Here is a 21,647-nt window from a genome sequence, read left to right on the forward strand (position 1 = left end):
TGAGTGCGCCTGAGAACGACAGGGCCCGGCTGCGTAGCGCAGCCGGGCCCCGTCGTCGTCTCACATGCGACGGATCAGGCGTTGGCGAGCACCTCGGTGGTCGCGATCGCCTGGGCGACACCGCTGACGATCGACGCGACCTTGAGCGCCTCGAGGATCGCCTCACGGTCGACGCCGGCCTCGCGCAGGGTGTTCTCGTGCGCGGCGACGCAATGACCGCAGCCGTTGATCGAGGACACCGCGAACGACCACAGCTCGAAGACGGCCTTGTCGACGCCGGGGTTGCCGATGATGTTCATCCGCAGGCCCGGACGCAGGTCGTCGTACTTGCCGTCGAGGAAGCCGCGACCCCGGTAGAACACGTTGTTCATCCCCATGATCGACGCGGCCCCGAGCGCGGCGTTGTAGGCCTCGGCGGACAGCGTGTCGGCGGCCTCGTCGGCGATCTCGCTGAGCACCTTGGCGTTTCGCGTGGCGGCAGCGGTCGACAGCAGGGTTCCCCAGAGCTGCTCCTCGGTCAGCGCGGTGGTGCGGCTGATCGAACCGAGGTTGAGCTTGAGGTCCTTGGCGTACTCGGGAAGTGCTTCCTTCAGGTTGTCGATGCTCATCTGTTCTCCTCTCAGACGCCGGCCGTCATGAGCTCGCCGGCGTCGATCGTCGGGTCACCCTTCTTCCAGTTGCAGGCGCACAGTTCGTCGGACTGCAGTGCGTCGAGGACGCGCAGGACCTCGTCGACGTTGCGGCCCACGGAGCCCGCGGTGACCGCCACGAACTGGATCTCGTTGTTCGGGTCGATGATGAAGGTGGCGCGGTCGGCGACGCCGTCGGCATTGAGAACGCCTGCGGCGGTGGCGAGTTCGCGCTTGAGGTCGCTCAGCATCGGGAACGGGAGGGTCTTGAGGTCCTCGTGCTGTGCGCGCCACTGGAAGTGGACGAACTCGTTGTCCACCGAGGCGCCGAGCACCTGGGTGTCGCGGTCGGCGAACTCGTCGTTCAGCTTGCCGAACGCGGCGATCTCGGTCGGGCACACGAAGGTGAAGTCCTTCGGCCAGAAGAACACGACGCGCCACTGGCCGGGGTGATCGTCGGACGACACGGTGGTGAAGTAGTCGTCGGGCTGCTGGGCATTGACCTTGCTGAGGTCGCCACCGATGACGGCGGTGAGGTTGTAGGCAGGGAACTGGTCACCGATGGTGAGCAGGGCCATGTATCGCTCCTTCAGCTGGTGAATGTACGGAATCTGCGCGCGAATGAGTTTCGCGACGTACGGGTACCATCGTGCCGGATTCCGGTCGAAAACGAAACGTGATGACTAGCACTATACTGATAAGCATGTCCGATAGAACTTATCAGCCGACCGTGGCCGGGTTGCGTGCCTTCGTCGCACTCGCGCACCGACGCCACTTCGGCACTGCGGCAGCCGATCTCGGTGTCAGTCAGCCATCGCTGTCGCAGGCGTTGTCGGCGTTGGAGTCCGGTCTCGGTGTGACCCTCGTCGAACGCACCACGCGGCGTGTCCTGTTGACCGCCGAGGGTGACGAACTCCTCCCGCGAGCGATCGCGGTGACCGAGGCCATGGACGAGTTCACCTCGGCGGCCGCCGGAACGGGCCGCCCGCTCAGCGGGCCGCTGCGGCTGGGGGTCATCCCGACGGTGGCGCCCTACGTCCTGCCGACCCTGCTGCGCGGACTCGGGCAACGGCTCCCGGACCTCGTACCCCGAGTGGTGGAGGAACAGACCGCCCGCCTCATCGAACAACTGCGCACCGGCACGCTCGACGTCGCGCTGCTCGCTCTCCCCGTCGACATGCCCGGCATCGTCGAAGTTCCCATCTACCGTGAGGATTTCGTTCTCGCACTCCCGTCCGGTCATGCGCTGGCCGGACGCCGCCGCGTCGATCCCACCGCGCTCGCCGACCTGCCGCTCCTCCTCCTCGACGAGGGGCACTGTCTGCGCGATCAGGCGCTCGAGGTGTGCCGGCTCGCGGGCGTGCGGCCCGATCTGGGTCAGACCCGGGCCGCCTCGCTGACCACCGCGGTGCACTGTGTCGTCGGCGGACTCGGCGTGACGCTCATCCCGCAGACGGCGGTGGCCTCCGAGACGGCGTCGGGTGATCTGGCCACCGCGACCTTCGCGGCCCCGCGGCCGGGGCGGCGGATCGGCCTGGTCTTCCGGGCGTCCGCGCGCCACGACGAGGCCTACCGCGAACTGGGCTCTCTCATCGGCGATCTCGTCGGCGCGACCGGTGCCGTGACCGCGCTCTAGACCGTGCCGCCGGCCATCTCGGCCGCGGCCGCCTGTGCGGCGAGAGCCTCCCACTCGTCGACGAGACTCGAGTCGACCTCACGGACCATGGTGCCCAGCTCCTCGACGATCCGCTCGATCTCGGGGGTCACGACGCTCGTCGGAACACCCTGCCGGAGAACGCGATAGCAGTCCGACAGATAGCGCAGCAGCACGCCCTCGCTGCGCGCCAGCCCGTACGCGGAGATCAGCTCGGTGAAGGTCATGGCCTTCTCCAGCATCTCGCGGAGCACCGACTTCGGCGCCGGCGGGAACGACGACACCCACGGGTGCCCGCGACGATAGATGTCGAACGCGGCGAAGATCTCCTCGGCCAGCGGCTGCGGCCAGGTGATCTCCTCCAGGCGCGACATCCGCTCCTCGTACTCGATGCCGTCGGCCTTCATCTCCGCGATCGCGGCGTCGCGCGCGACCTTGCGCTGGGCCAGCAGCAGCGGTCGCGGGTTCTCCAGGGTCGATTCGAGGATGGAGACCACATCGAGTGCGTGCGTGGACGACTCGGGGTCCAGGATTTCGAACGTCGCCAGCGCGAAGGCGGACAGCGGGTTGGTCAACGCGAAGTTCTCCGGCATGTCCACGCTCAGGGCGATGTGCCGGCCGGTGTCGTCGGGTTCGGCGAGTTGCACGACGATGCCCGCGTCCCGGAGCCCCCGGTAGAGCTCGATCGTGTGCTTGATGGTGCGCAGCTGGCGGTCGCGCGGTTCGTGATTGTCCTCGAGTAGGTGGCGAACCGCGGCGAAACAGTCGCCCGGTCGGCCGAGTACCTCGAGGAGCATGGCCGTCGTCATCTGGAAGTGGCTGCGCAGGGGCTCGTCGGGCGCATCGACGAGCTGGAGGAAGGTCTTCTCCCCCCACGAGACGAAACCCTCGGGTGGCTTCTTGCGCACCAGCTTTCGGAGCTTCTTGGGATCGTCGCCGGCCTTGGCCACCGCACGGGCGTTCTCCACGTCGTGGTCGGGGGCCTGCGCGACGACGTAGCCGATCGTGTCGAAACCGGCCCGCCCGGCCCGGCCGGCGATCTGATGGAACTCGCGTGCCCGCAGGCGACGGACCCGCCGTCCGTCGTATTTGCTCAGGGCCGCGAACAGGACCGTGCGGATCGGCACGTTGATGCCGACGCCGAGGGTGTCGGTGCCGGCGATCACCTTCAGCAGCCCTTGCTGCGCAAGACGTTCGACCAGACGGCGGTAGCGGGGGAGCATCCCGGCGTGGTGGACGCCGATACCGGCGCGCAGCAGTTTGGACAGTGTGTTGCCGAAGCCGGTGGAGAACCGGAAGTCGCCGATCGCCTCGGCGATCGCCGCCTTCTCCGCCTTGTCGCAGATCCGGACGCTGAGCAGCGCCTGCGCGCGCTCCACCGCGGCGGCCTGGGTGAAGTGCACCACGTAGATGGGCGCCCGCCCCCGGTAGACGAGCTCCTCGATCGTCTCGTGGATCGGGGTCATCGCGTAGGCGTGGTCCAGGGGGACCGGACGCTCGGCGCCGGTGATCTCGACCGTCTCGCGTCCGGTGCGCCGGGTCAGGTCGTCGACGAAGTACGACACGTCGCCGAGCGTCGCCGACATCAGCAGGAACTGCGTCGACGGCAATTCGATGAGCGGTACTTGCCATGCCCAGCCGCGGTCGGGTTCGCCGTAGTAGTGGAACTCGTCGGCGACGAGCGTGCCGATGTCGCTCGCACCGCCGGCGGCGAGGGCGAGGTTGGCGACGATCTCGGCGGTCGCGCACACGATGGGTGCGTCGGCATTGACGGCAGCGTCGCCGGTCAGCAGTCCGACCTGGTCGGCGCCGAACATGGCGCACAGCTCGAAGAACTTCTCGCTGACGAGCGCCTTGATGGGTGCGGTGTAGAACGCACGCTCGCCGCGGCAGCGCGCGAAGTACAGCGCGCCAGCCGCGACGAGGGATTTGCCCGAGCCCGTCGGCGTCGCCAGGATCACGTGGCTGCCGGCGAGGAGCTCGAGAAGCGACTCCTCCTGATGCGGGTAGAGGTCGAGGCCGCGTCCCGTCCACCACTCGGTGTACCGCTCGAGTGCGGTGTCCTCGTCGTCGGTGGGGACCAGGACGTGCGGCGCGGGTATCGGTGCGGTGTCCGGGATCAGATCGGTGATCGCGGACCCTCGTCCCCGGGGCCGGCCTCACCGTCGCCGGTCTGCTCGGCCAGGAACCGTTCGAGTTCGGCGCCGAGTTCGTCACCGCTGGGCAGCGATTCCTCGGCGGCGAGCAGCGACGAGCGTTCCTGCGCGGCCTGGGTGAACGTGTCGTACTGGGTCTCCAGCGCCGCCACCACGGACTCGATCTCCGAGTTGCCCTCGACCTCGTTGTCCACCTGTGCGCGTACCTTCTCGGCGGCGCTGTCGAGAGCGGCGAGGGGGAGGTCGAGACCGGCGAGCTCGGCGACCGCCGCCAGCAGGCGTGCGGACGCCGCCGGGTAGTTGGTCTGCGCGAGATAGTGCGGGACATGTACCGACAGGCCCGACGCCCGGTAGTCGTGTTCGCCCATCCGCAACTCGAGGAGCATCGACGCGCTGGCCGGCAGCTTCATCGCCGAGCCCCACCGGGGCAGGTCACCGAGGGCGTCGGGATCACTGCCGTGCGCCGTGATCGACGGCGGTCGGGTGTGCGGCACGGCCATCGGGATCGCGTTGAGGCCGATGACATCGGTGACGCCGAGTCCGTCGCTCAGGCGTCGGACCGCGTCGACGAACTGCTCCCACCGGAGGTCGGGTTCGGAACCGGCGAGCAGGAGAAAACCCTTGCCCGAGTTGTCGCGGATCGCGTGCAGCGCCAGCGTCGGCATCTCGACGTCGGTGAAGGTCTCGCCGCTGAACGAGATGGTCGGCCGGCGTGACCGGTAATCCATCAGCTCGTCGGAGGAGAAGGTCGCGACCAACTCGGACTCGAGGCTGTCGCGGAGGTGCGTCGCGGCCAGCGCGACCGCGTGCCCGGCGTCGGCGAAGCCCTCGAGCGCGTGGATCAGTACCGGACCCGTGCCGTCGGGCCGGGTCACCTGCGGAGCGGGAAAGGCGAGTTCATACAGCGCGTCGTTGCGCGCGGGCTGCTCGTCCACGTCGTCCCTCCTTCTGCTGGCAGCTGTCCCGGAAGAGACAGCTGAACGTCCATTGTCTCGCACCGCACCCGGCGATGGCCACTCGCCTCGGTGCAACCACCGCGACACACCGGTGATTCCCCCCGTTGGTGTTCCTGTTTTGTTGTTCCCCAGGGGTGTGTCCTCGACACCTGGCGAAGACGCCGGTGGCACAGTAGACCGTTGTGATCGAGCCGCATGCGCCCCGACTGCGCCTGTCCCTGCCCGGCCGCCTCGTTCCCGGCACGGTGGCCGGTCTCGTCGCCGCGGCGCTCGTGCTGTCCGCCTGCTCCGTCGGCGGTCAGCCGGAGCCGTCGAGTCCGGACCTGTCCGCGCGATCGGTCGAGGCCGCGGACTTCCCGGACGGCGCCGCGAGTCCCATCCCGACTTCGGCGGTCGCGAACGCCCTGGCCGACGTGACCGGGGCGCCGATGCCCGGACAGGCGGGCACCGAGGTGTCGCCGCCGGAGTGTGCACCCGCGTCCGTCCCCGCGGACGGAGCGGTCGCGTTCCTGGGTCCCGGCCCGGGGGAGCGGGCCACCCTCACCTCGGTCGTGGCCGGTGTCGAGACGCCGCTCGACGACGTGGTCGAGTTGGCCGAGCGCTGCCCCGAGACCACCACGACCACGTTCGGGGCGTCCTCGACGATCACCACCGAGGTGCTGCCCCCGCCGCCGGCGCCGGACGGGGTCGACACCGCGACGCTCCGCCGCACGATCGTGACCGGCGGCGGTGTCCCGTCCACCACGAGCGCTCTCACGCTGCTCGGCGAGCGGGACGGCGTCCGGGTGTACACCGAATACCGTTGGCCCGCAGCAGGTCCCGTACCTCCCGAAGCGTCCGCCGCGCTCGACACGCTGTTCGGAAAGGCGCTCGCGGCCGCGTTCGGCTGACCAGTACCGCCCTGTGGATGACCTCTCCTGGTTGTCCACAGCGTGTGTCGACCGCCGTTCGAGCGGCTCGGCCACGGGTGACGCTGTCGCCATGCAGATCCTCGAACCGCCACCGCATGGCCCCCACGACCCGACGACGCTGCTCACCTCGATCCCCGCTCGACTGGGGTTCGTCCCCGAGCGGTCGATCATCGCGATCGCCGTCGCCGGCGACCGCACGGTGAACGCGACCATGCGGCACGACCTCGCCCTCGCGCCCGACGGCAGCCCCACGCGCGAACTGGTCGTCGTCCTCGCCGGACTTGGTGAGATCACGTCCACCTACGGCATCGAGGAGATCCTGGTCGTGATCGCCGATGACCGCTACCCGGCGGACGACCGTCGTTATCGGCGGATCCTCGCAATGAGCGACCGGTACTTCGGCGATGTCGGTGGTGTGGCCGCCGGGTTCGTGGTGCCGGGCTTCGATGCCGGCGTGCACTGGTCGACCATCTGGTGTCCGGAGGACCGAGCCTGGTCGGTCGACGTGTCCGCGGGGTCGGCCGGACAACTCGACGATCCGCACACGAGTCCGACCGCGGTCGCGGAGGCGGTGCGTTCGGGACGGCGGATTCTCGCCCGGCGCTCGGAGATGCGGACGATGCTCGAACCGCTCGACGGCGAATGCGGTCCGGGACGTCCGCTGCCGGACTGTCGGGCATGCCGGGGCATCGACCTGGATCAGAGCGGTCTCGACTTGTTCGATCCCGACGAGGAGGACGTCGAGGCCTCGACGCGCGCACTCGACCTGGTCATCAGCGCGATGATCGAAACGGAACAACCACTGGATTGTGGCGAATTGGACCGACTGGAACAGGCGATCCTGCGCCCCGACGTCCGCGACGCCGCGCTCGCCCTGTCGGTCACCGAACTCCGGGGAGCCGCCGAACACCTCTGGCGAGAACTCACCCGGCGGCTGACCGGACGCGGACGGTCCACCGCCGCAACACTTCTCGCACACCTGCACTACATCGGCGGGGACGGCGCCTACACCGGTGTCGCCCTCGACGTCGCACTCGCGAGCACGGACGCCGACCACCTGGCCACGCTGCTCGACACCGCCCTGCGGGCAGGTGTCCGCCCGGCCAGGCTGTGGGGCACCATCGAGAAGTCCTACGACGCCGCGAAACGCCTCGGCGTCGTCATCCCGGCGGCGACACTGCGTACCGCCGGGTGACCACTGCAGACCTCGGCTGTGTCAGACCTTCTCGACGACCTTCTCGACGAACAGCGAGTGCGCCATGTCGGACGAGAGTTCGAGGCCGTCGTGACCGGGTGTGTCGATCGTGATCGTGCCGGCCGTGTTCGACACCGTCACACGGGCGTTGGGAACCACGCCCGCCTCGCGCAGCGCGCCGATCAGTTCGGTGTCGGACTGGGCGTGTTCGGACAGGCGACGCACGATGACCGGCACCGTCTCACCCGGCGGGAGGTCGGCGAGGCGGGTGGCGCCGTCGTCGGAGCTCGGCACCTCCACGCCCAGCAACTCCAGTCCCGGGATGGGGTTTCCGTAGGGCGAGGTCGTCGGGTATTCGAGGACCGCGAGCAGGCGGCGTTCGACGTTCTCGCTCATCACGTGCTCCCAGCGGCAGGCCTCCTCGTGGACCTGATCCCAGGGCATTCCGATGACGTCGACCAGGAGGCGCTCGGCGAGGCGATGCTTGCGCATCACCGCGACAGCGAGCGTGCGTCCGCGGTCGGTCAGTTCGAGGTGCCGGTCCCCGGCGACCCGGAGGAGACCGTCGCGCTCCATGCGGGCAACGGTCTGCGACACGGTGGGACCGGACTGGTCCAGACGCTCGGCGATTCGCGCCCGCAGCGGCACGATGCCCTCTTCTTCGAGATCGTAGATCGTTCGCAAGTACATCTCGGTGGTGTCAACCAGGTCGTTCACTGTGCGCAATCCCTTTCGTCCCCGCCAAGATTACCCTCTTCGGGAGTGGTGACCGCGATCTCACCGCGACCGGGGAGTCCCGGGGCGGCGGTACGTGGCGCGCACTCGTGTCCGACGCGACATCCGTGGCCGCTGCGCGATGTGTACCACTAGCCTGAGGTCGTGATCAACACTACGAGCGCCCGATGACGACGGCCGTCATCTGGAGCGAGGACTTCCTGTCCTACCGATGGGCCCACACGCACCCGATGAACCCGGTCCGACTCGCCCTCACGATGACCCTCGCGCAGAGCCTCGGAGTCCTCGACGACGTCGAGACGATCCCGCCGCAGGCCATCGACGACGACGCCCTGACCGTCGTCCACAGCCGCGACTACATCGACGCGGTCCGTGCGGTCGGTTCGGGGACGGCGTCGCTGTCGGGGCCGTTGCTCGAGCGGTTGTTCGGCCTCGGCGACGCCGACAACCCGGTCTTCACCGGGATGCACGAGGCCGCGCGCCTGCTCGTCGGCGGCACGCTGGCCGCGGCGCAGACGGTCGTCTCCGGGGCGGCGACGAGGGCGGTCAACATCGGCGGCGGCATGCATCATGCGATGCGTTCGCGCGCCGCCGGATTCTGCATCTACAACGACTGCGCCATCGCGATCAGGTATCTGCTCGACCACGGCTTCGACCGCATCGCCTACATCGACGTCGACGCCCACCACGGCGACGGCGTCCAGGTCGAGTTCGCCGCCGACCCGCGGGTGATGACGGTCTCGCTGCACCAGCACCCGGCGACCCTGTGGCCCGGCACCGGATGGCCGACCGAGGTCGGGGACGGCGACGCGGCGGGCAGCGCGGTCAACCTGGCCCTCATGCCCAACACCGAGGACCGGTTGTGGCTGCGCGCCTTCCACGCCGTGGTGCCGTCGCTGATCGCCGAGTTCCGGCCGCAGATCATCGTCAGCCAGTGCGGTGCCGACAGCCACCGCGCCGATCCGCTGACCGACCTCTCGCTGACCGTCGACGGACAGCGGGCGGCGATGATCGCCATGCGCGACCTCGCCGACAAGTACTGCGAGGGCCGCTGGATCGCGGTCGGCGGCGGTGGCTACGGCGTCGTCAACGTGGTGCCGCGCAGCTGGACGCATCTGCTGGGCGTCGCCCTCGGTCGCGAGGTCGACGTGTCGTCGGTCATCGACGAATCCTGGTGTGCCACAGCCGAACAGATCTCCGAGCAGGTGCACTCCGACTACGCCGCCCCGCCCGTTCGGGTCATGGGCGACGGGGGCATCGTCGACTACCAGCCGTGGGCCGGCGACGCCGGCCAGGAACCACCCGAGGGTGTCGCGGCCAACGCCCAACGCCAGACCGACCGCGCGATCCTCGCCACCCGACGCGCGGTCTACCCGCTTCACGGTCTCGACCCGGAGGACCCCCGTGACTGACGACACCTCGACCGCCGACGCCACCGCGCCCGCAGGCACTCCCGCCATGGCCGATCAGCCGGAACCGCGTAGCCCGTGGGATTATCCGCGGCACTGGATCGCAGATGTGCTGGCCTCCGATGGCGGCGTCGTGCACCTGCGACCGATCGTGCCCGACGACGCCGACCGCATCGTGGCCTTCCACTCCAAGCTCTCCGAGCGCACCCGGTACATGCGGTACTTCGGTCCGACTCCGACCCTGCCGCCGCGCGAGGTGGCCCGGATGACGACCGTCGACCACCAGCAGCGTGTCGCGATCGTCGCCGAACTCGGGGGCGAGATCATCGCGGTCGGCATCTACGAGGGTCTCGGCTTCGACGGCAAACCCGAATCGGCCGAGGTGGCGTTCGTCGTCGCCGATGAACACCAGGGCCGCGGCCTCGGACCCATCCTGCTCGAACACCTGGCCGGTGCGGCGGCGGAGAACGGTTTCACCCGTTTCGAGGCCGAGGTCCTCAGCGAGAACCCGAACATGGTCGCGGTGTTCCGCGACGCGGGGTATCAACTCGCACGGAGCTTCGACGGCTCGACCGTGCACGTTGAGTTCCTCATCGACCCCACCGAGGCGCTGCTGTCGGTGCGCAACGCCCGTGAACGCGCGTCGGAGGCCCGCAGCGTCGCCAATCTGCTGCGACCCGCGTCGGTCGCGGTGATCGGGGCCTCGACCGACCCGAACAAGGTCGGAAACGCCCTGTTGGCCAACATCATCGCCGGGGGATTCACCGGGCCGGTGTTTCCGGTCAACGGCCCCGCCCGGGTCGAGGAGGAGCCCGAGCCGGGACGGCCCGGTGTCGGCCGCGAACCGACGCCGGCGCGTCGTCGCACCCGGGAACGACCGCCGTCGGTGCGGGGGATCCGGGCCTACGAGACCGTCCGCGACATCCCCGACCCCGTCGACCTCGCGGTGGTCGCGGTGCCGGCCGCGCGCGTCGACGACGTGCTCGACGACTGCCTGGTCAAGGGTGTGCGCACGCTCGTCGTGGTGTCGTCGGGCTTCGGCGAGTCCGGCGAGGAGGAGGGCCTCGAGAACGAGCGCCGCCTGGTCGCCCAGGTCCGCGAGCACGGGATGCGACTGGTCGGGCCGAACGCGCTGGGCGTGGCGAACAACGACCCCGCGGTCGCGCTCAACGCGACCCTGGCGCCCCGCATCCCGGCCGCCGGCCGGGTCGGGTTCTTCTGTCAGTCGGGCGCGCTGGGCATCGCGATCCTCGACACCGCGGCCCGTCGCCAGATCGGCCTGTCGACGTTCGCCTCTGCCGGCAACCGCGCGGACGTGTCCGGCAACGACCTCCTGCAGTACTGGGACACCGACGCCACCACCGACGTCATCCTGCTCTACCTGGAGAGCTTCGGTAACCCGCGAAAGTTCTCCCGGATCTCGCGGCGGGTCTCACGCTCGAAGCCGATCATCGCGGTCAAATCCGGCCGGGGTGCGATGACGCCGGTCCGGGCGGCGCGCTCGGCGGCCACCCTCGACGACCAGATCGCCCGCATGATGCTCGAACAGGCCGGCGTCATCCAGGTGGACACGATCCCCGAGTTGTTCGACTGCGCGGCCGTGTTCGCCTACCAGCCGCTGCCGCGCGGCCCGCGCGTCCGCATCATCGGCAATTCGTCGGTGCTGGGCAGTCTGGCGGCCGACACCGCGCGCAACGGCGGCCTCGAGGTCGTCGACACCGTCGATCTCGGTGCCGGCGCCTCGGAGGAGGAGTTCGAGTCGACGGTCTCGGCGGCGATGGCCGACCCGGGCGTGGACGGGATCATCGTCGTGTTCGTGCCGCCGGTCGCGGTCGGGGCCGACTGGCACGCCCGGGCGCTCATGGCGGCGGCCAACACCCCCGACGCCGACGCCGACAAGCCGATCGTCACGACCTTCCTCGCCGTCGACGGCATTCCGCCGGGGTTGACCCGGCCCGGTCCGAACGGCATGCCGACCAAGGGGTCGATTCCCTCGTACGGCTCGCCCGAGCGCGCTGCCGCCGCACTGGCGAGGGCGTGGCAGTACGCCCGGTGGCGCCTGCGGCCGGAATCGGTGGTCCACCGTCCCGACGGCACCGATCCCGAGGCCGCACGGATGTTCGTGCGCGAGGCGATGGTCGGCGACGGTGCGACCGGTCGTCCCGCCGAACGGTTGCTGGGGCATGTGGAGTCGGCGAAGCTGTTGCGCTGGTACGGGATCGACGTGGTCCCGTTCCGCGAGGTGACCACGATGCACGAGGCATCCGCGGCGGCCCGTGAACTCGGGCTGCCGGTGGCGGTGAAGGCGACGTCGGACAAGTGGCGCGGTCGTCTCGATCGCGAGGGCGCGCGCCTGGATCTACCCGACGCGACCACGGTGGTGACGGCGTTCGCCGAACTGACCGAACTCACCGGCGACCGCGTGCTGCACGTGCAGAAGATGGCGCCGAAGGGCGTCGGCACGGTCATCCGGGTGCGCGACGATCCGTCGTTCGGTTCGGTGATGTCGTTCGGTCTGTCCGGGCGGACCTTCGATCTGCTGGGCGACCACGGTTACCGCGCCGTCCCGCTGTCCGAACTCGATGCACGTGAACTGATCGAGGAGCCGCGTTCGGCACCGCTGCTGTCGGGATACCGAGGGGAGGAGCCCGCCGACAAGGAGGCGCTCGCCGATCTGCTGCTGCGCATCTCGACGCTCACCGACGACATCCCGGAGGTCCGCGAGGTGGTCTGCGATCCGATCCTGGCCTCGGTCGACGGCGCGGCCGTTCTCAATGCCCGCATACGCGTGGGCCCGGTGCCCGACAGGCGGGACACCGGACCCAGGCGACTCGGGTGACCGAGTGGACTCAGTGAAGGAGGCGGCTGAGCGTGCGGGAACGCTCAGCTGGCGTAGGCGCGCAGGCGCTCGGCACGGTCGCCGTGGCGGAGCTTGCCCATGACCTCGCGCTCGATCTGACGCACGCGCTCGCGCGACAGCCCGAACATGCGGCCGATCTGATCCAGGGTGCGCGGCTGGCCGTCGTCGAGGCCGTAGCGCATCCGGATGACCTGCTGCTCACGCTCGTCCAGCGTCGCCAGGACGGCGCGGATGTCGGAGTGCAACAGGCCGGCGATGACGGCGTTCTCGGCGGAGGTGGCCTCGGCGTCCTCGATGAAATCGCCCAGGGGAGCTTCCTCGTCGCTGCCCACCGGCATGTCGAGGCTCACCGGATCGCGGCTGTGGTCGAGCAGATCGGCGATCTTCTCCGCCGGGATGCCCGATTCGTTGGCCAGCTCATCGTCGGTCGCTTCGCGGCCGAGCTGCTGGTGCAGCTCGCGCTTGATGCGGGCCAGTTTGTTGACCTGCTCCACGAGATGGACGGGGAGCCGGATCGTGCGGCTCTGGTCCGCCATTCCGCGGGTGATCGCCTGACGAATCCACCAGGTGGCGTAGGTCGAGAACTTGAAGCCCTTGGCGTAGTCGAACTTCTCCATCGCCCGGATCAGACCGAGGTTGCCCTCCTGGATCAGGTCGAGGAGAGGCATGCCGCGGCCGGTGTAGCGCTTGGCCAGCGACACGACCAGGCGGAGGTTCGCCTCGAGCAGGTGGGCCCGGGCGGCCTCGCCTTCACGGACGATGACCGCCAGGTCACGCTTCTTGGCTGCGGACAGCCGCTTCTTGTTGGCCAGAACGTGTTTGGCGTAGAGCCCGGCCTCGATCTGCTTGGCGAGTTCGACCTCCTGCTCCGCGTTGAGAAGGGCGGTGCGACCGATTCCGTTCAGGTAGACACGGACCAGATCCGCCGCTGGAGACTGGGCGTCGAGATCCTGTTCGGTCATCGCCGGCCGGGTACCCGGAGGGGTGACTTCGGCGAAACCTTTGGTCGGGGTCGAACGTGCAACTGTCGAGCGTGACATGCGGCCTCCTGACTTGAGTGCGTTCACTGGGTCCAACGCCCTTGTGTGGGCGATAGTTCCCGAGAGTGGTTCGGAGCAAACCTCGCCGAGGCTTGGTGACCTGCGCATTCTTTTTCGCGACTCGACAACCGGCTGAGAAGTTGCTGAGATGTCGCGCGCGGGGGAACCGGAGGGAACGCGGGGAACGCGCGGGGCCGCGGTGCCGACCCGTCTCGTCCGGAGGTGTCAGGCGCGGGGGTCGTCGGGATCGACGACCTGCCCGTCGATGGTGCGCGACAGCTGGTGGTCGGTGCCGGTGTCGGTCAGTGCCGGGGGTCCGACGACGTGATGGTCGGCGCCGTACTTGTACTGGGGGACCTCGCCGCGCTTGCGCGGCGGACGGTCGTTGGCGATCAGGACCGCCGCCCATGGCAGCGGGATGGAGATCGCGACGATGGCCAGCGCCAGTAGTCCGGACCCGGTGATGCCGTAGGCGATACCGGCGATGGCGAGTGCCGGCACGCGGAAAGCCATGAGGAACAGGTACTTACGCACACGCGCCCGGTGCTGGGCCTCGAGCGAGTCCGGTGCGTCGGTGATCAGGTAGGCCTCGGCGCCCGGACGTTTCGACGCGGGATGTCCGTGCTCGTCGACGTGCGGCGACGTGCTGTTGCGGCCCTGCTGTCCGCGACCGGACTCACCCATGGATTCCCTTTGTTCGAACACCCTCTCCACTGTCCTCCTTCTGTCGGTCTATTGCACCCGCCGCCGGGAGCGTAGCGAGCGGGGCGAATCGGGTCCCGCCGCCGGGAGCGTAGCGAGCGGGGCGAATCGGGTCCCGCCGCCGGGAGCGTAGCGAGCGGGGCGAATGTGCACTCGGGTGTTCCGTCGGCCCGGTTGTGACGCACAATGGACGAATGGGAACCGAAACCATCGAACGCCCGGACCTCGACGAATGGTCCGACACCAAGACCGACGAGCGTCCCGATGCCGACGCGACCGACCGGGGTGACGACGATCGTCCCAAGTTCTTCCACTACGTGAAGAAGAACAAGATCGCCGAGAGTGCGGTCATGGGCAATCATGTCGTCGCGCTGTGCGGCGAGACCTTCCCGGTGACCCGGTCGGCCAAGCCCGGGTCGCCGGTGTGCCCGAAGTGCAAGAAGATCTACAACAAGATGCGCAAGTGACGCGACGCGGCTGATCGGCGGGCGTCGCCGGTCAGCCGCGGTCGCGGTGCCGCGCCTGCCGGCGGATCGGGCCGGAGGACAGCCGGTCGGGCAGGGTCCGGAGTTGTCCGGTGAAGTCGGAGGTCTGGGAGTTCACCCAGTGCCGGACCTGCGTGGTGGTCGACGCCTTCGCCGGCCAGAATTGTTGCACGGCCGCGTTGAACTCGGCGCCGATCACGATGCCGAAGCCCAGTGAGAACGTGAAGAGCAGGAACGCGATCGGTGTGGCCAGCGCCCCGTAGGAGACCCCGGCCTCGGTGATCTTGGTCAGGTAGATGCGCAGCACGTAGCTCGCGACCCAGAAGAACACGCCGGCCACGATCGCCCCGCCGATGAGCCGATGCCACGGCAGGGGATTGGGCAGCGCGAGGTGGTAGAGCGTCGTCAGGACGAACAGCAGGAGGACGGCGACGAACGGGAAGTAGCCGTAGTCGATGAGGGTGGTGACGAACGATCCCCACGACTCCGGCACGATCGCCCGCAGGTAGTTCGGTCCGAGCGCGACGAGGGGTAGCAGGAACACGGCGACGCTCAGGAAGCCGACGTAGAGGAATAGCGCGAAGAACCGCTGCCACACCGGGTGTCGGACCTCGTGCTGGTCGTGTGCGTGCGCGATCGAGGCGATGAAGCACGAGACGGCCGACGATCCCGCCCACAATGAGATGACGAACCCGACCGACATGAGGCCGATCCGGCCACGCCCGAGCACGCTGTCGACCGTCGGGGTGATCAGGTCGTCGACGACCGTGGGGGTGAAGGTCCGGCCGGCGAGGTCGATGATGCGGGCGTAGACGACGTCGACGGTGTCGGGGCCGAACCAGCCGGCGACGTAACCGACCGAGCCGAGCAGACCGAGCAGCAGCGGCGGCAGCGACAGCGCCTGCCAGAACGCGGCCTGTGCGGCCCAGCCGATGATCCCGTCGTCCCAGGACTTGACGATCGTGCGCCAGACCACGCGATGGATGTTCGGCAGGACCGGCAGGCCCGGTCCGGACGCCGCCTCGGTTCGTTCCGGATCGTCGTTCCCGGTCTTCTCCGACCCAGCGTCCGGTTCGGTCGACCCCTTCGCGCCGCGGAGGACTTCGACGTCCCCGGAGGCCGGGGCGGACCGCAGCGGCGCGCGCAGGGGTTCGGTCGCGGCCCCGACATCGGCGAGTGGGTCGCCGATCGGCGCGGTGACCGCAGCCGACACGGGACCCGGCGGGACGGCGGGCGGGCTCGCGGCAACCACCGACGACGGGTCGTCGGCCAGTGGGACCGGATTCCTCTTGCGCGTTGTGATGTGTTCAATATCCCCGATCGGGAGGCCGATTGGGTACCCGGGTCACCAGGCGAGTCGTTCGGATCGCCCACGGGCGCCCGTCGCGGCGGACGCCGCGGCCCGGTGTCGGGATGCGGGAGCTGTCGCGCTTCGGCGGTACCATTGGCGGGTCCCCTCGGGCGCGGGCCCCGCACGCGAGGGGTCGTTTCATGTCCGGCCGGAAACCCGCACGCGTGGAGGAGCAGCCCAGAAGGTGACGTCAGCCGAACCCTCCGGATCCACCGCCGGCCCGAAATTCCAGCTCCGCGCCTGGCAGCGTCGTGCGCTGACCAAGTACCTGACGCAGAAGCCGAAGGACTTCCTCGCCGTGGCGACGCCGGGCGCCGGAAAGACGACGTTCGGCCTGCGTATCGCCCGCGAACTCCTCGATGACCGCACTGTCGACAAGATCACCGTGGTCGCCCCGACCGAACACCTGAAGCACCAGTGGGCCGAGGCCGCCGCGCGGGTCGGGATCGCGCTCGACTCGCGGTTCACCAACGCCGCCGGACAGACCAGCTCGGACTTCCACGGCGTCGTCGTCACCTATGCACAGGTGGCCGCCCATCCGGCCCGGCACCGGGTGCGCACCGAGAACTATCGCACCCTGGTCATCCTCGACGAGATCCACCACGGTGGCGATGCCAAGTCGTGGGGCGAGGCGATCCGGGAGGCCTTCGACGACGCCGAGCGCCGGCTCCTGCTGACCGGTACACCCTTCCGCTCCGACGACTCGCCGATCCCGTTCGTCACCTACGAACCGGAGGCCGGCGGGCATCAGCGCTCCAAGGCCGACCACACCTACGGCTACGCCGACGCACTGAAGGACGGCGTCGTCCGTCCGGTCGTGTTCCTCGCCTACTCCGGTGAGGCCAGCTGGCGCGACAGCGCGGGCGAGGAGTACACCGCCCGGCTGGGTGAACCGCTCTCCGCGGAGCACACCACCCGAGCCTGGCGTACCGCGCTGGACGCCCACGGCGACTGGATTCCGGCGGTCCTCACCGCCGCACACACGCGGCTGGGACAGCTCCGTGCGACCGGCACACCGGATGCGGGCGGGCTGGTCATCGCCACCGATCAGACCGCGGCCCGCGACTACGCCGAACTCCTCACCGCCATCACCGGCAAGCCGCCGACGCTGGTGCTCTCCGACGACCCGAAGTCGTCGTCGAGGATCGGCCAGTTCGCCGCGTCCACCGACGAGTGGATGGTGGCGGTCCGCATGGTGTCCGAGGGTGTCGACGTCCCCCGCCTGGCCGTGGGTGTGTACGCCACCAGCTCGTCGACGCCGCTGTTCTTCGCCCAGGCCATCGGACGGTTCGTGCGATCGCGTCGTCCGGGTGAGACCGCGAGCGTCTTCCTGCCGTCGGTCCCGGTGCTGCTCGACCTCGCCAGCCAGATGGAGGTCGAGCGCGATCACGTGCTCGGCAAGCCGCACCGCGAGAGCGACGGCCTCGACGACCAATTGCTGATCGACGCCAACAAGCAGGAGGACGAGCCGGGGGAGGACGAGCCGAAGTTCCAGTCGCTGCATGCCGACGCCGAACTCGATCAGGTCATCTTCGACGGCACCTCGTTCGGCACGGCCACGTTCGCCGGTAGCGACGAGGAGTCGGACTATCTGGGGTTGCCCGGGCTGCTCGATGCCGACCAGGTGCGTGCCCTCCTGCGCAAACGCCAGGAGGAACAGGTCACGGCGCGGACGGTCGCGTCGTCCTCGGAATCGTCGGCTGCCGAGCCGCCCACTCCCGGCCGGCCGGCGGGAACCACCGGCGAGAACCTGCACGCCCTGCGTAAGGAACTGAACACGCTCGTCGCGATGCATCATCACCGCACGGGCAAACCACACGGCATGGTGCACAACGAGTTGCGGACTCGGCTGGGCGGGCCGCCGACCGCGATGGCGAGCGCCGATCAGCTGAAGGAACGGATCGCCGCACTGCGCGAGTGGCGCTGACAGAGGCTTCGCAGCGGCGCTGGTCGGGCGGGCCGGAACAGGCCCCGGACACGACAGAGCCCGGCCGGATTGTTCCGGCCGGGCTCTGTGCGCGTAGGGAAAGCCCGCGTTCGATCGTCGGAGGTGTCAGACCAGCTCGCCGGCGGATTCGACGACGGTGGCGCTCAACTCGACAAGGCGGGCCTCGTGCTCGTTGAAGTGGTGGCGGCAGAAGAGAAGTTCGCCGCCCTTGGGCAGGACGGCCCGTACCTTGGCTGCGGCGCCGCAGCGATCGCAGCGATCGGCGGCAGTGAGCGGCAGGTAGATCGGGGCTGTGGTGGCGATGTCAGTCATGGTTCGTTCCTCCGTCCCGGTCCGGCGCCGGGTGTCCGGTCGCCTTCCCTTCGAGCCGACACATCCGGGCGATGCGTCAACCTCACTCTGTCAGACGCTCGGGGCGTTCGTATTGTTCCGACGGTGCTCTCGGTGTGTCGTCACTCACCGTTTACACCAGGCAACAACTGAACAACGATCGTCCGAACGCAATGCGACCCGGCCATGGGGCCGGGTCGCACCACTCTACGCGTTGTGCGCGGGACGAGTCGTTCGGTCAGCTCGTCCGCGTGGGGGTGTGTGTTCCGCTCGCACCCGCATCGGGTTCGGGTGCGGACTCGGCGGCCGGGATATCCGACGTCGACGTTCCCTCGGAGCCGGGGCGTTCCGCGCCCTCGGCGCCCACGAGCGCCTCTTCCTGCTCCTCGCGGAAATGGGTGACCGCGTCGGAGGACTCGTTCTCCCGGTCGCGTAGGTACTCACGGAGCGAGTAGGCGAACGCCGCGGCCCAGGCGATGGCGATCACGATGTAGAAGACGTTGCGCACCGAACCGGGGGCGTCGATGAAGTCGCTCTTCAACAGACTGCGGGTGTTCGTGAGGACGATCAGGCCGCCGACCGAGGCGCCCAGCAGGCGCGGCGGGATGTGACGCACGAGCCAGGCCGCGATCGGAGCGGCGATCACGCCGCCGACGAGGATGGCGGCAACCCATGCGAAGTTGATTCCCTGCGAACCGAGACTGAACAGGAAGCCGAGGCTCGCTGCGACGGCGATGATGAACTCGCTCGTGTCGATCGAACCGATCACCTTGCGGGGCTCGAGACGGCCGCTGGCCAGGATGGCCGGGGTGCCGACCGGACCCCAACCGCCGCCACCGGTGGCGTCGACGAATCCGGCGACGAATCCGAGCGGGCTGAGGAATCGCTTGCGCAGCGGCTTGCCGAGGTTGTGGCGGGGGATGCCCTGGAAGGTGAACCGCACCAGGATGTAGAGCCCCAGCAGCAGCAGGATCACGGCCATGACCGGCGCAGCGGTCTCGGTGGAGAGACTCGACAGGATCGTGGCGCCGAGGAAGGCGCCGATGGCTCCCGGGATCGCGATACGGCGCACGACGCGCCAGTCGACGTTCCCGAACTTCCAGTGCGAGACGCCGGAGACCAGCGTGGTGCCGATCTCGGCCAGGTGCACGGTGGCCGAGGCGGCAGCCGGGTTGGTACCGATGGCGAGGAGGAGGGTCGTGGTGGTGACGCCATAAGCCATGCCGAGACTGCCGTCGACGAGCTGAGCAGCGAAGCCGACGAGGCCGATCAGGACAATCGTTCTCATAGTGGTCTTTCCGGGAAGTCACGCCGTCAGGGACGTGACGAGGCTGGGGCAGGCACTCAGTGCCCGCGACGAAGTGGAACGCGGAGGAGGGGATCGCAGGTGGCGTTCTCGCCCTCGGGTGGGGTCTGTCGCGTCACAGACACAGCATCGATGCTGTGCGCAGCAGGTCGACGGTGGCACGACGCACCAGCATGGCGCCGCGTCTGCTCCCGGTCACTGCGTAAGTCACCGCGCCATCCTATGTAGTGCGTCCCCGAAAGCCCGAGAATCCGGTCGTGTCCAAATCGGAGCGCGCAGAACTATTGACAGATCGATGTCGATGTGGATGGCACAACGACATCGCCCCCGAAACCGTGAGGTTCCGGGGGCGATGAGGGTGTTGTCGTCACCGACTAGTCGAGATAGTCACGCAGGACCTGCGAGCGCGACGGGTGACGCAGCTTCGACATCGTCTTCGACTCGATCTGACGGATGCGCTCGCGGGTCACGCCGTACACCTGCCCGATCTCGTCGAGGGTGCGGGGCTGGCCGTCGGTCAGTCCGAAGCGTAGGCGGACCACGCCGGCCTCACGCTCGGACAGGGTCTCGAGCACCGACTGCAGTTGGTCCTGCAACAGCGTGAAGCTGACCGCGTCGACCGCCACGACGGCTTCGGAGTCCTCGATGAAGTCGCCGAGCTGGCTGTCGCCCTCGTCGCCGATGGTCTGGTCCAGCGAGATGGGTTCCCGGGCGTACTGCTGGATCTCCAGCACCTTCTCCGGGGTGATGTCCATCTCCTTGGCGAGTTCTTCCGGCGTCGGCTCGCGGCCTAGGTCCTGGAGGAGTTCACGCTGGATGCGACCGAGCTTGTTGATGACCTCGACCATGTGCACCGGGATACGGATGGTGCGGGCCTGGTCGGCCATGGCGCGGGTGATCGCCTGACGGATCCACCAGGTGGCATACGTCGAGAACTTGTAGCCCTTGGTGTAGTCGAACTTCTCGACCGCGCGGATCAGACCGAGGTTGCCCTCCTGGATGAGATCCAGGAACGCCATGCCGCGGCCCGTGTAGCGCTTGGCCAGCGACACGACGAGGCGCAGGTTCGCCTCGAGCAGGTGGTTCTTGGCGCGGTTGCCGTCGCGGGAGATCCAGTTCAGGTCACGCTTCTGGGCGGTGCTGAGCTTCTCGCCGGCATCCATGATGCGCCGAAGACGTTCGGTGGCGAACAGTCCGGCCTCGATGCGCTTGGCGAGTTCGACCTCTTCCTCGGCGTTGAGGAGGGCGACCTTGCCGATCTGCTTCAGGTACGCGCGGACACTGTCGGCGGAGGCGGTGAGCTCGGCGTCCTTGCGGGCCTGACGCAGCGCCTCGGACTCCTCTTCGTCCCAGACGAAGTCGCCGGACTTCGCGGCGGCGGCCTCGTCCTTGGACGCGGCCTTCGCGGCGGCCGGGGTTGCGCCGCCGGCGGCGGGCGCGGTCGCCTCCTCGGACTCGTCGTCGTCCTCCGACTCGTCCTCGGAGTCGTCGTCGTCGACCTCCAGGTCGTCGTCGATCTCGACGTCCTCGAGTTCGGCGTCGGGACCGTCGATGTCGTCGATCGAGTCCGGGTCGTCGGGCTCGGCGTTCGGATCGTCGCCGGAACCCTCCGCGGACGCGGCCTTCTTGGCGGCCTTCTTCGGTGCCGCCTTCTTGGTGGCCTTCTTCGCCGGGGCCTTCTTGGCGGGGGCCTTGCGGGCAGCGGTCTTCTTCGCAGCCTTCTTGGCGGTTCGCTTCGCCGGGGCGTCGGTCGCGGCTGGGGTCGACTCCGTCGACTCGGCCTCTGCATCACCCTGGTGGGTCGTGATGGCTGCCACGTACAACCTTTCGAACTGTCTTCTGTGGTGTCTTCTGTCGTCTGTCACCAGACGCGACACGGCAGCATGAGCCGCCGTGGACGAGGTCTTGGTTTCTCGGTTGGAATGACCGGTGACGACCATTGTAACGACATCGCCGTCCCCGGTGTGTCAAAGCCCTGGT

18 protein-coding genes are annotated in these 21,647 nt (G+C 68.9%); 7 read left to right on the forward strand and 11 right to left on the reverse strand.

Annotated features, from left to right (window positions below):
- Nucleotides 1-74 precede the first annotated feature (74 nt).
- Nucleotides 75-608, reverse strand: a complete 534-nt coding sequence (locus LEL84_RS01485; RefSeq protein ID WP_058250203.1) for an alkyl hydroperoxide reductase — start codon at nucleotides 606-608, stop codon at nucleotides 75-77.
- An 11-nt stretch (nucleotides 609-619) separates the two neighbouring features.
- Nucleotides 620-1,207 carry a peroxiredoxin gene (locus LEL84_RS01490; RefSeq protein WP_226513136.1) on the reverse strand — a complete coding sequence of 196 codons (588 nt, stop codon included), beginning with the start codon at nucleotides 1,205-1,207 and terminating at the stop codon, nucleotides 620-622.
- 125 nt (nucleotides 1,208-1,332) lie between these two features.
- Between LEL84_RS01490 and LEL84_RS01495 the strand changes: the two genes are divergently transcribed.
- Nucleotides 1,333-2,265 carry a hydrogen peroxide-inducible genes activator gene (locus tag LEL84_RS01495; protein WP_175404260.1) on the forward strand — a complete coding sequence of 311 codons (933 nt, stop codon included), beginning with the start codon at nucleotides 1,333-1,335 and terminating at the stop codon, nucleotides 2,263-2,265.
- Here the strand turns inward: LEL84_RS01495 and LEL84_RS01500 are convergent.
- Complete coding sequence (locus LEL84_RS01500) at nucleotides 2,262-4,385, reverse strand: DEAD/DEAH box helicase (protein ID WP_226514219.1); 2,124 nt, start codon at nucleotides 4,383-4,385, stop codon at nucleotides 2,262-2,264. The two genes, LEL84_RS01495 and LEL84_RS01500, sit on opposite strands and share 4 nt — an antisense overlap.
- A 17-nt stretch (nucleotides 4,386-4,402) precedes the next feature.
- A complete protein-coding gene (locus tag LEL84_RS01505; protein ID WP_065628907.1) occupies nucleotides 4,403-5,374 on the reverse strand; it encodes a proteasome assembly chaperone family protein in 972 nt (323 codons plus the stop codon).
- A 203-nt stretch (nucleotides 5,375-5,577) separates the two neighbouring features.
- Here LEL84_RS01505 and LEL84_RS01510 point away from each other — a divergent pair, with 203 nt between their 5' ends.
- Nucleotides 5,578-6,285, forward strand: coding sequence for a hypothetical protein (locus LEL84_RS01510; RefSeq protein WP_374100842.1), 708 nt, complete (start codon nucleotides 5,578-5,580; stop codon nucleotides 6,283-6,285).
- A 91-nt stretch (nucleotides 6,286-6,376) separates the two neighbouring features.
- Nucleotides 6,377-7,501, forward strand: a complete 1,125-nt coding sequence (locus LEL84_RS01515; RefSeq protein WP_226513137.1) for a DUF4192 domain-containing protein — start codon at nucleotides 6,377-6,379, stop codon at nucleotides 7,499-7,501.
- A gap of 21 nt (nucleotides 7,502-7,522) precedes the next feature.
- On the opposite strand, the gene LEL84_RS01520 is transcribed toward LEL84_RS01515, so the two are convergent.
- A complete protein-coding gene (locus LEL84_RS01520; protein WP_065628906.1) occupies nucleotides 7,523-8,218 on the reverse strand; it encodes a metal-dependent transcriptional regulator in 696 nt (231 codons plus the stop codon).
- A gap of 185 nt (nucleotides 8,219-8,403) precedes the next feature.
- On the opposite strand from LEL84_RS01520, the gene LEL84_RS01525 reads away from it, so the two are divergent.
- Both LEL84_RS01525 and LEL84_RS01530 read left to right on the forward strand, forming a co-directional pair.
- Entirely contained in the window at nucleotides 8,404-9,648 is a 1,245-nt protein-coding gene (locus LEL84_RS01525) for an acetoin utilization protein AcuC (RefSeq protein ID WP_058250210.1), read from the forward strand.
- A 46-nt stretch (nucleotides 9,649-9,694) separates the two neighbouring features.
- A complete protein-coding gene (locus LEL84_RS01530; RefSeq protein ID WP_226514220.1) occupies nucleotides 9,695-12,484 on the forward strand; it encodes a bifunctional GNAT family N-acetyltransferase/acetate--CoA ligase family protein in 2,790 nt (929 codons plus the stop codon).
- A gap of 44 nt (nucleotides 12,485-12,528) precedes the next feature.
- On the opposite strand, the gene LEL84_RS01535 is transcribed toward LEL84_RS01530, so the two are convergent.
- Together LEL84_RS01535 and LEL84_RS01540 are read right to left on the reverse strand one after the other, a co-directional pair.
- Complete coding sequence (locus LEL84_RS01535) at nucleotides 12,529-13,467, reverse strand: sigma-70 family RNA polymerase sigma factor (protein ID WP_171011532.1); 939 nt, start codon at nucleotides 13,465-13,467, stop codon at nucleotides 12,529-12,531.
- Nucleotides 13,468-13,770: 303 nt separating this feature from the next.
- On the reverse strand, nucleotides 13,771-14,229 hold the full coding sequence (locus tag LEL84_RS01540) for a DUF3099 domain-containing protein (protein WP_226513138.1): 459 nt from the start codon (nucleotides 14,227-14,229) through the stop codon (nucleotides 13,771-13,773).
- A gap of 212 nt (nucleotides 14,230-14,441) precedes the next feature.
- Here LEL84_RS01540 and LEL84_RS01545 point away from each other — a divergent pair, with 212 nt between their 5' ends.
- Entirely contained in the window at nucleotides 14,442-14,714 is a 273-nt protein-coding gene (locus LEL84_RS01545; RefSeq protein WP_058250213.1) for a DUF3039 domain-containing protein, read from the forward strand.
- 31 nt (nucleotides 14,715-14,745) lie between these two features.
- On the opposite strand, the gene LEL84_RS01550 is transcribed toward LEL84_RS01545, so the two are convergent.
- A complete protein-coding gene (locus tag LEL84_RS01550; protein ID WP_226513139.1) occupies nucleotides 14,746-15,984 on the reverse strand; it encodes a YihY/virulence factor BrkB family protein in 1,239 nt (412 codons plus the stop codon).
- A 283-nt stretch (nucleotides 15,985-16,267) separates the two neighbouring features.
- Between LEL84_RS01550 and LEL84_RS01555 the strand changes: the two genes are divergently transcribed.
- Nucleotides 16,268-18,010 carry a DEAD/DEAH box helicase gene (locus LEL84_RS01555; protein ID WP_058250215.1) on the forward strand — a complete coding sequence of 581 codons (1,743 nt, stop codon included), beginning with the start codon at nucleotides 16,268-16,270 and terminating at the stop codon, nucleotides 18,008-18,010.
- Nucleotides 18,011-18,136: 126 nt separating this feature from the next.
- On the opposite strand, the gene LEL84_RS01560 is transcribed toward LEL84_RS01555, so the two are convergent.
- The 3 genes from LEL84_RS01560 to LEL84_RS01570 form a co-directional block, all read right to left on the reverse strand.
- Nucleotides 18,137-18,343: a hypothetical protein gene (locus LEL84_RS01560; protein WP_004018852.1), complete on the reverse strand. Its 207-nt coding sequence runs from the start codon at nucleotides 18,341-18,343 to the stop codon at nucleotides 18,137-18,139.
- A gap of 256 nt (nucleotides 18,344-18,599) precedes the next feature.
- Nucleotides 18,600-19,649, reverse strand: coding sequence for a sulfite exporter TauE/SafE family protein (locus LEL84_RS01565; protein ID WP_068970903.1), 1,050 nt, complete (start codon nucleotides 19,647-19,649; stop codon nucleotides 18,600-18,602).
- 392 nt (nucleotides 19,650-20,041) lie between these two features.
- A complete protein-coding gene (locus LEL84_RS01570) occupies nucleotides 20,042-21,607 on the reverse strand; it encodes an RNA polymerase sigma factor (RefSeq protein ID WP_137808735.1) in 1,566 nt (521 codons plus the stop codon).
- Between the last annotated feature and the right edge of the window lie 40 nt (nucleotides 21,608-21,647).

The sequence above is a fragment of the Gordonia sp. WA4-43 genome, assembly GCF_020520305.1.
Classification (GTDB): Bacteria; Actinomycetota; Actinomycetes; order Mycobacteriales; family Mycobacteriaceae; genus Gordonia; species Gordonia hongkongensis.

What these genes read in the sequence shown, in the direction of transcription:
- LEL84_RS01485 (WP_058250203.1), bottom strand. Translation starts at nt 608, where the DNA reads ATGAGCATCGACAACCTGAAGGAAGCACTTCCCGAGTACGCCAAGGAC.
- LEL84_RS01490 (WP_226513136.1), bottom strand. Translation starts at nt 1,207, where the DNA reads ATGGCCCTGCTCACCATCGGTGACCAGTTCCCTGCCTACAACCTCACC.
- LEL84_RS01495 (WP_175404260.1), top strand. Translation starts at nt 1,333, where the DNA reads ATGTCCGATAGAACTTATCAGCCGACCGTGGCCGGGTTGCGTGCCTTC.
- LEL84_RS01515 (WP_226513137.1), top strand. Translation starts at nt 6,377, where the DNA reads ATGCAGATCCTCGAACCGCCACCGCATGGCCCCCACGACCCGACGACG.
- LEL84_RS01525 (WP_058250210.1), top strand. Translation starts at nt 8,404, where the DNA reads ATGACGACGGCCGTCATCTGGAGCGAGGACTTCCTGTCCTACCGATGG.
- LEL84_RS01530 (WP_226514220.1), top strand. Translation starts at nt 9,695, where the DNA reads ATGGCCGATCAGCCGGAACCGCGTAGCCCGTGGGATTATCCGCGGCAC.
- LEL84_RS01535 (WP_171011532.1), bottom strand. Translation starts at nt 13,467, where the DNA reads ATGACCGAACAGGATCTCGACGCCCAGTCTCCAGCGGCGGATCTGGTC.
- LEL84_RS01540 (WP_226513138.1), bottom strand. Translation starts at nt 14,229, where the DNA reads ATGGGTGAGTCCGGTCGCGGACAGCAGGGCCGCAACAGCACGTCGCCG.
- LEL84_RS01545 (WP_058250213.1), top strand. Translation starts at nt 14,442, where the DNA reads ATGGGAACCGAAACCATCGAACGCCCGGACCTCGACGAATGGTCCGAC.
- LEL84_RS01560 (WP_004018852.1), bottom strand. Translation starts at nt 18,343, where the DNA reads ATGACTGACATCGCCACCACAGCCCCGATCTACCTGCCGCTCACTGCC.
- LEL84_RS01565 (WP_068970903.1), bottom strand. Translation starts at nt 19,649, where the DNA reads ATGAGAACGATTGTCCTGATCGGCCTCGTCGGCTTCGCTGCTCAGCTC.
- LEL84_RS01570 (WP_137808735.1), bottom strand. Translation starts at nt 21,607, where the DNA reads ATGGTCGTCACCGGTCATTCCAACCGAGAAACCAAGACCTCGTCCACG.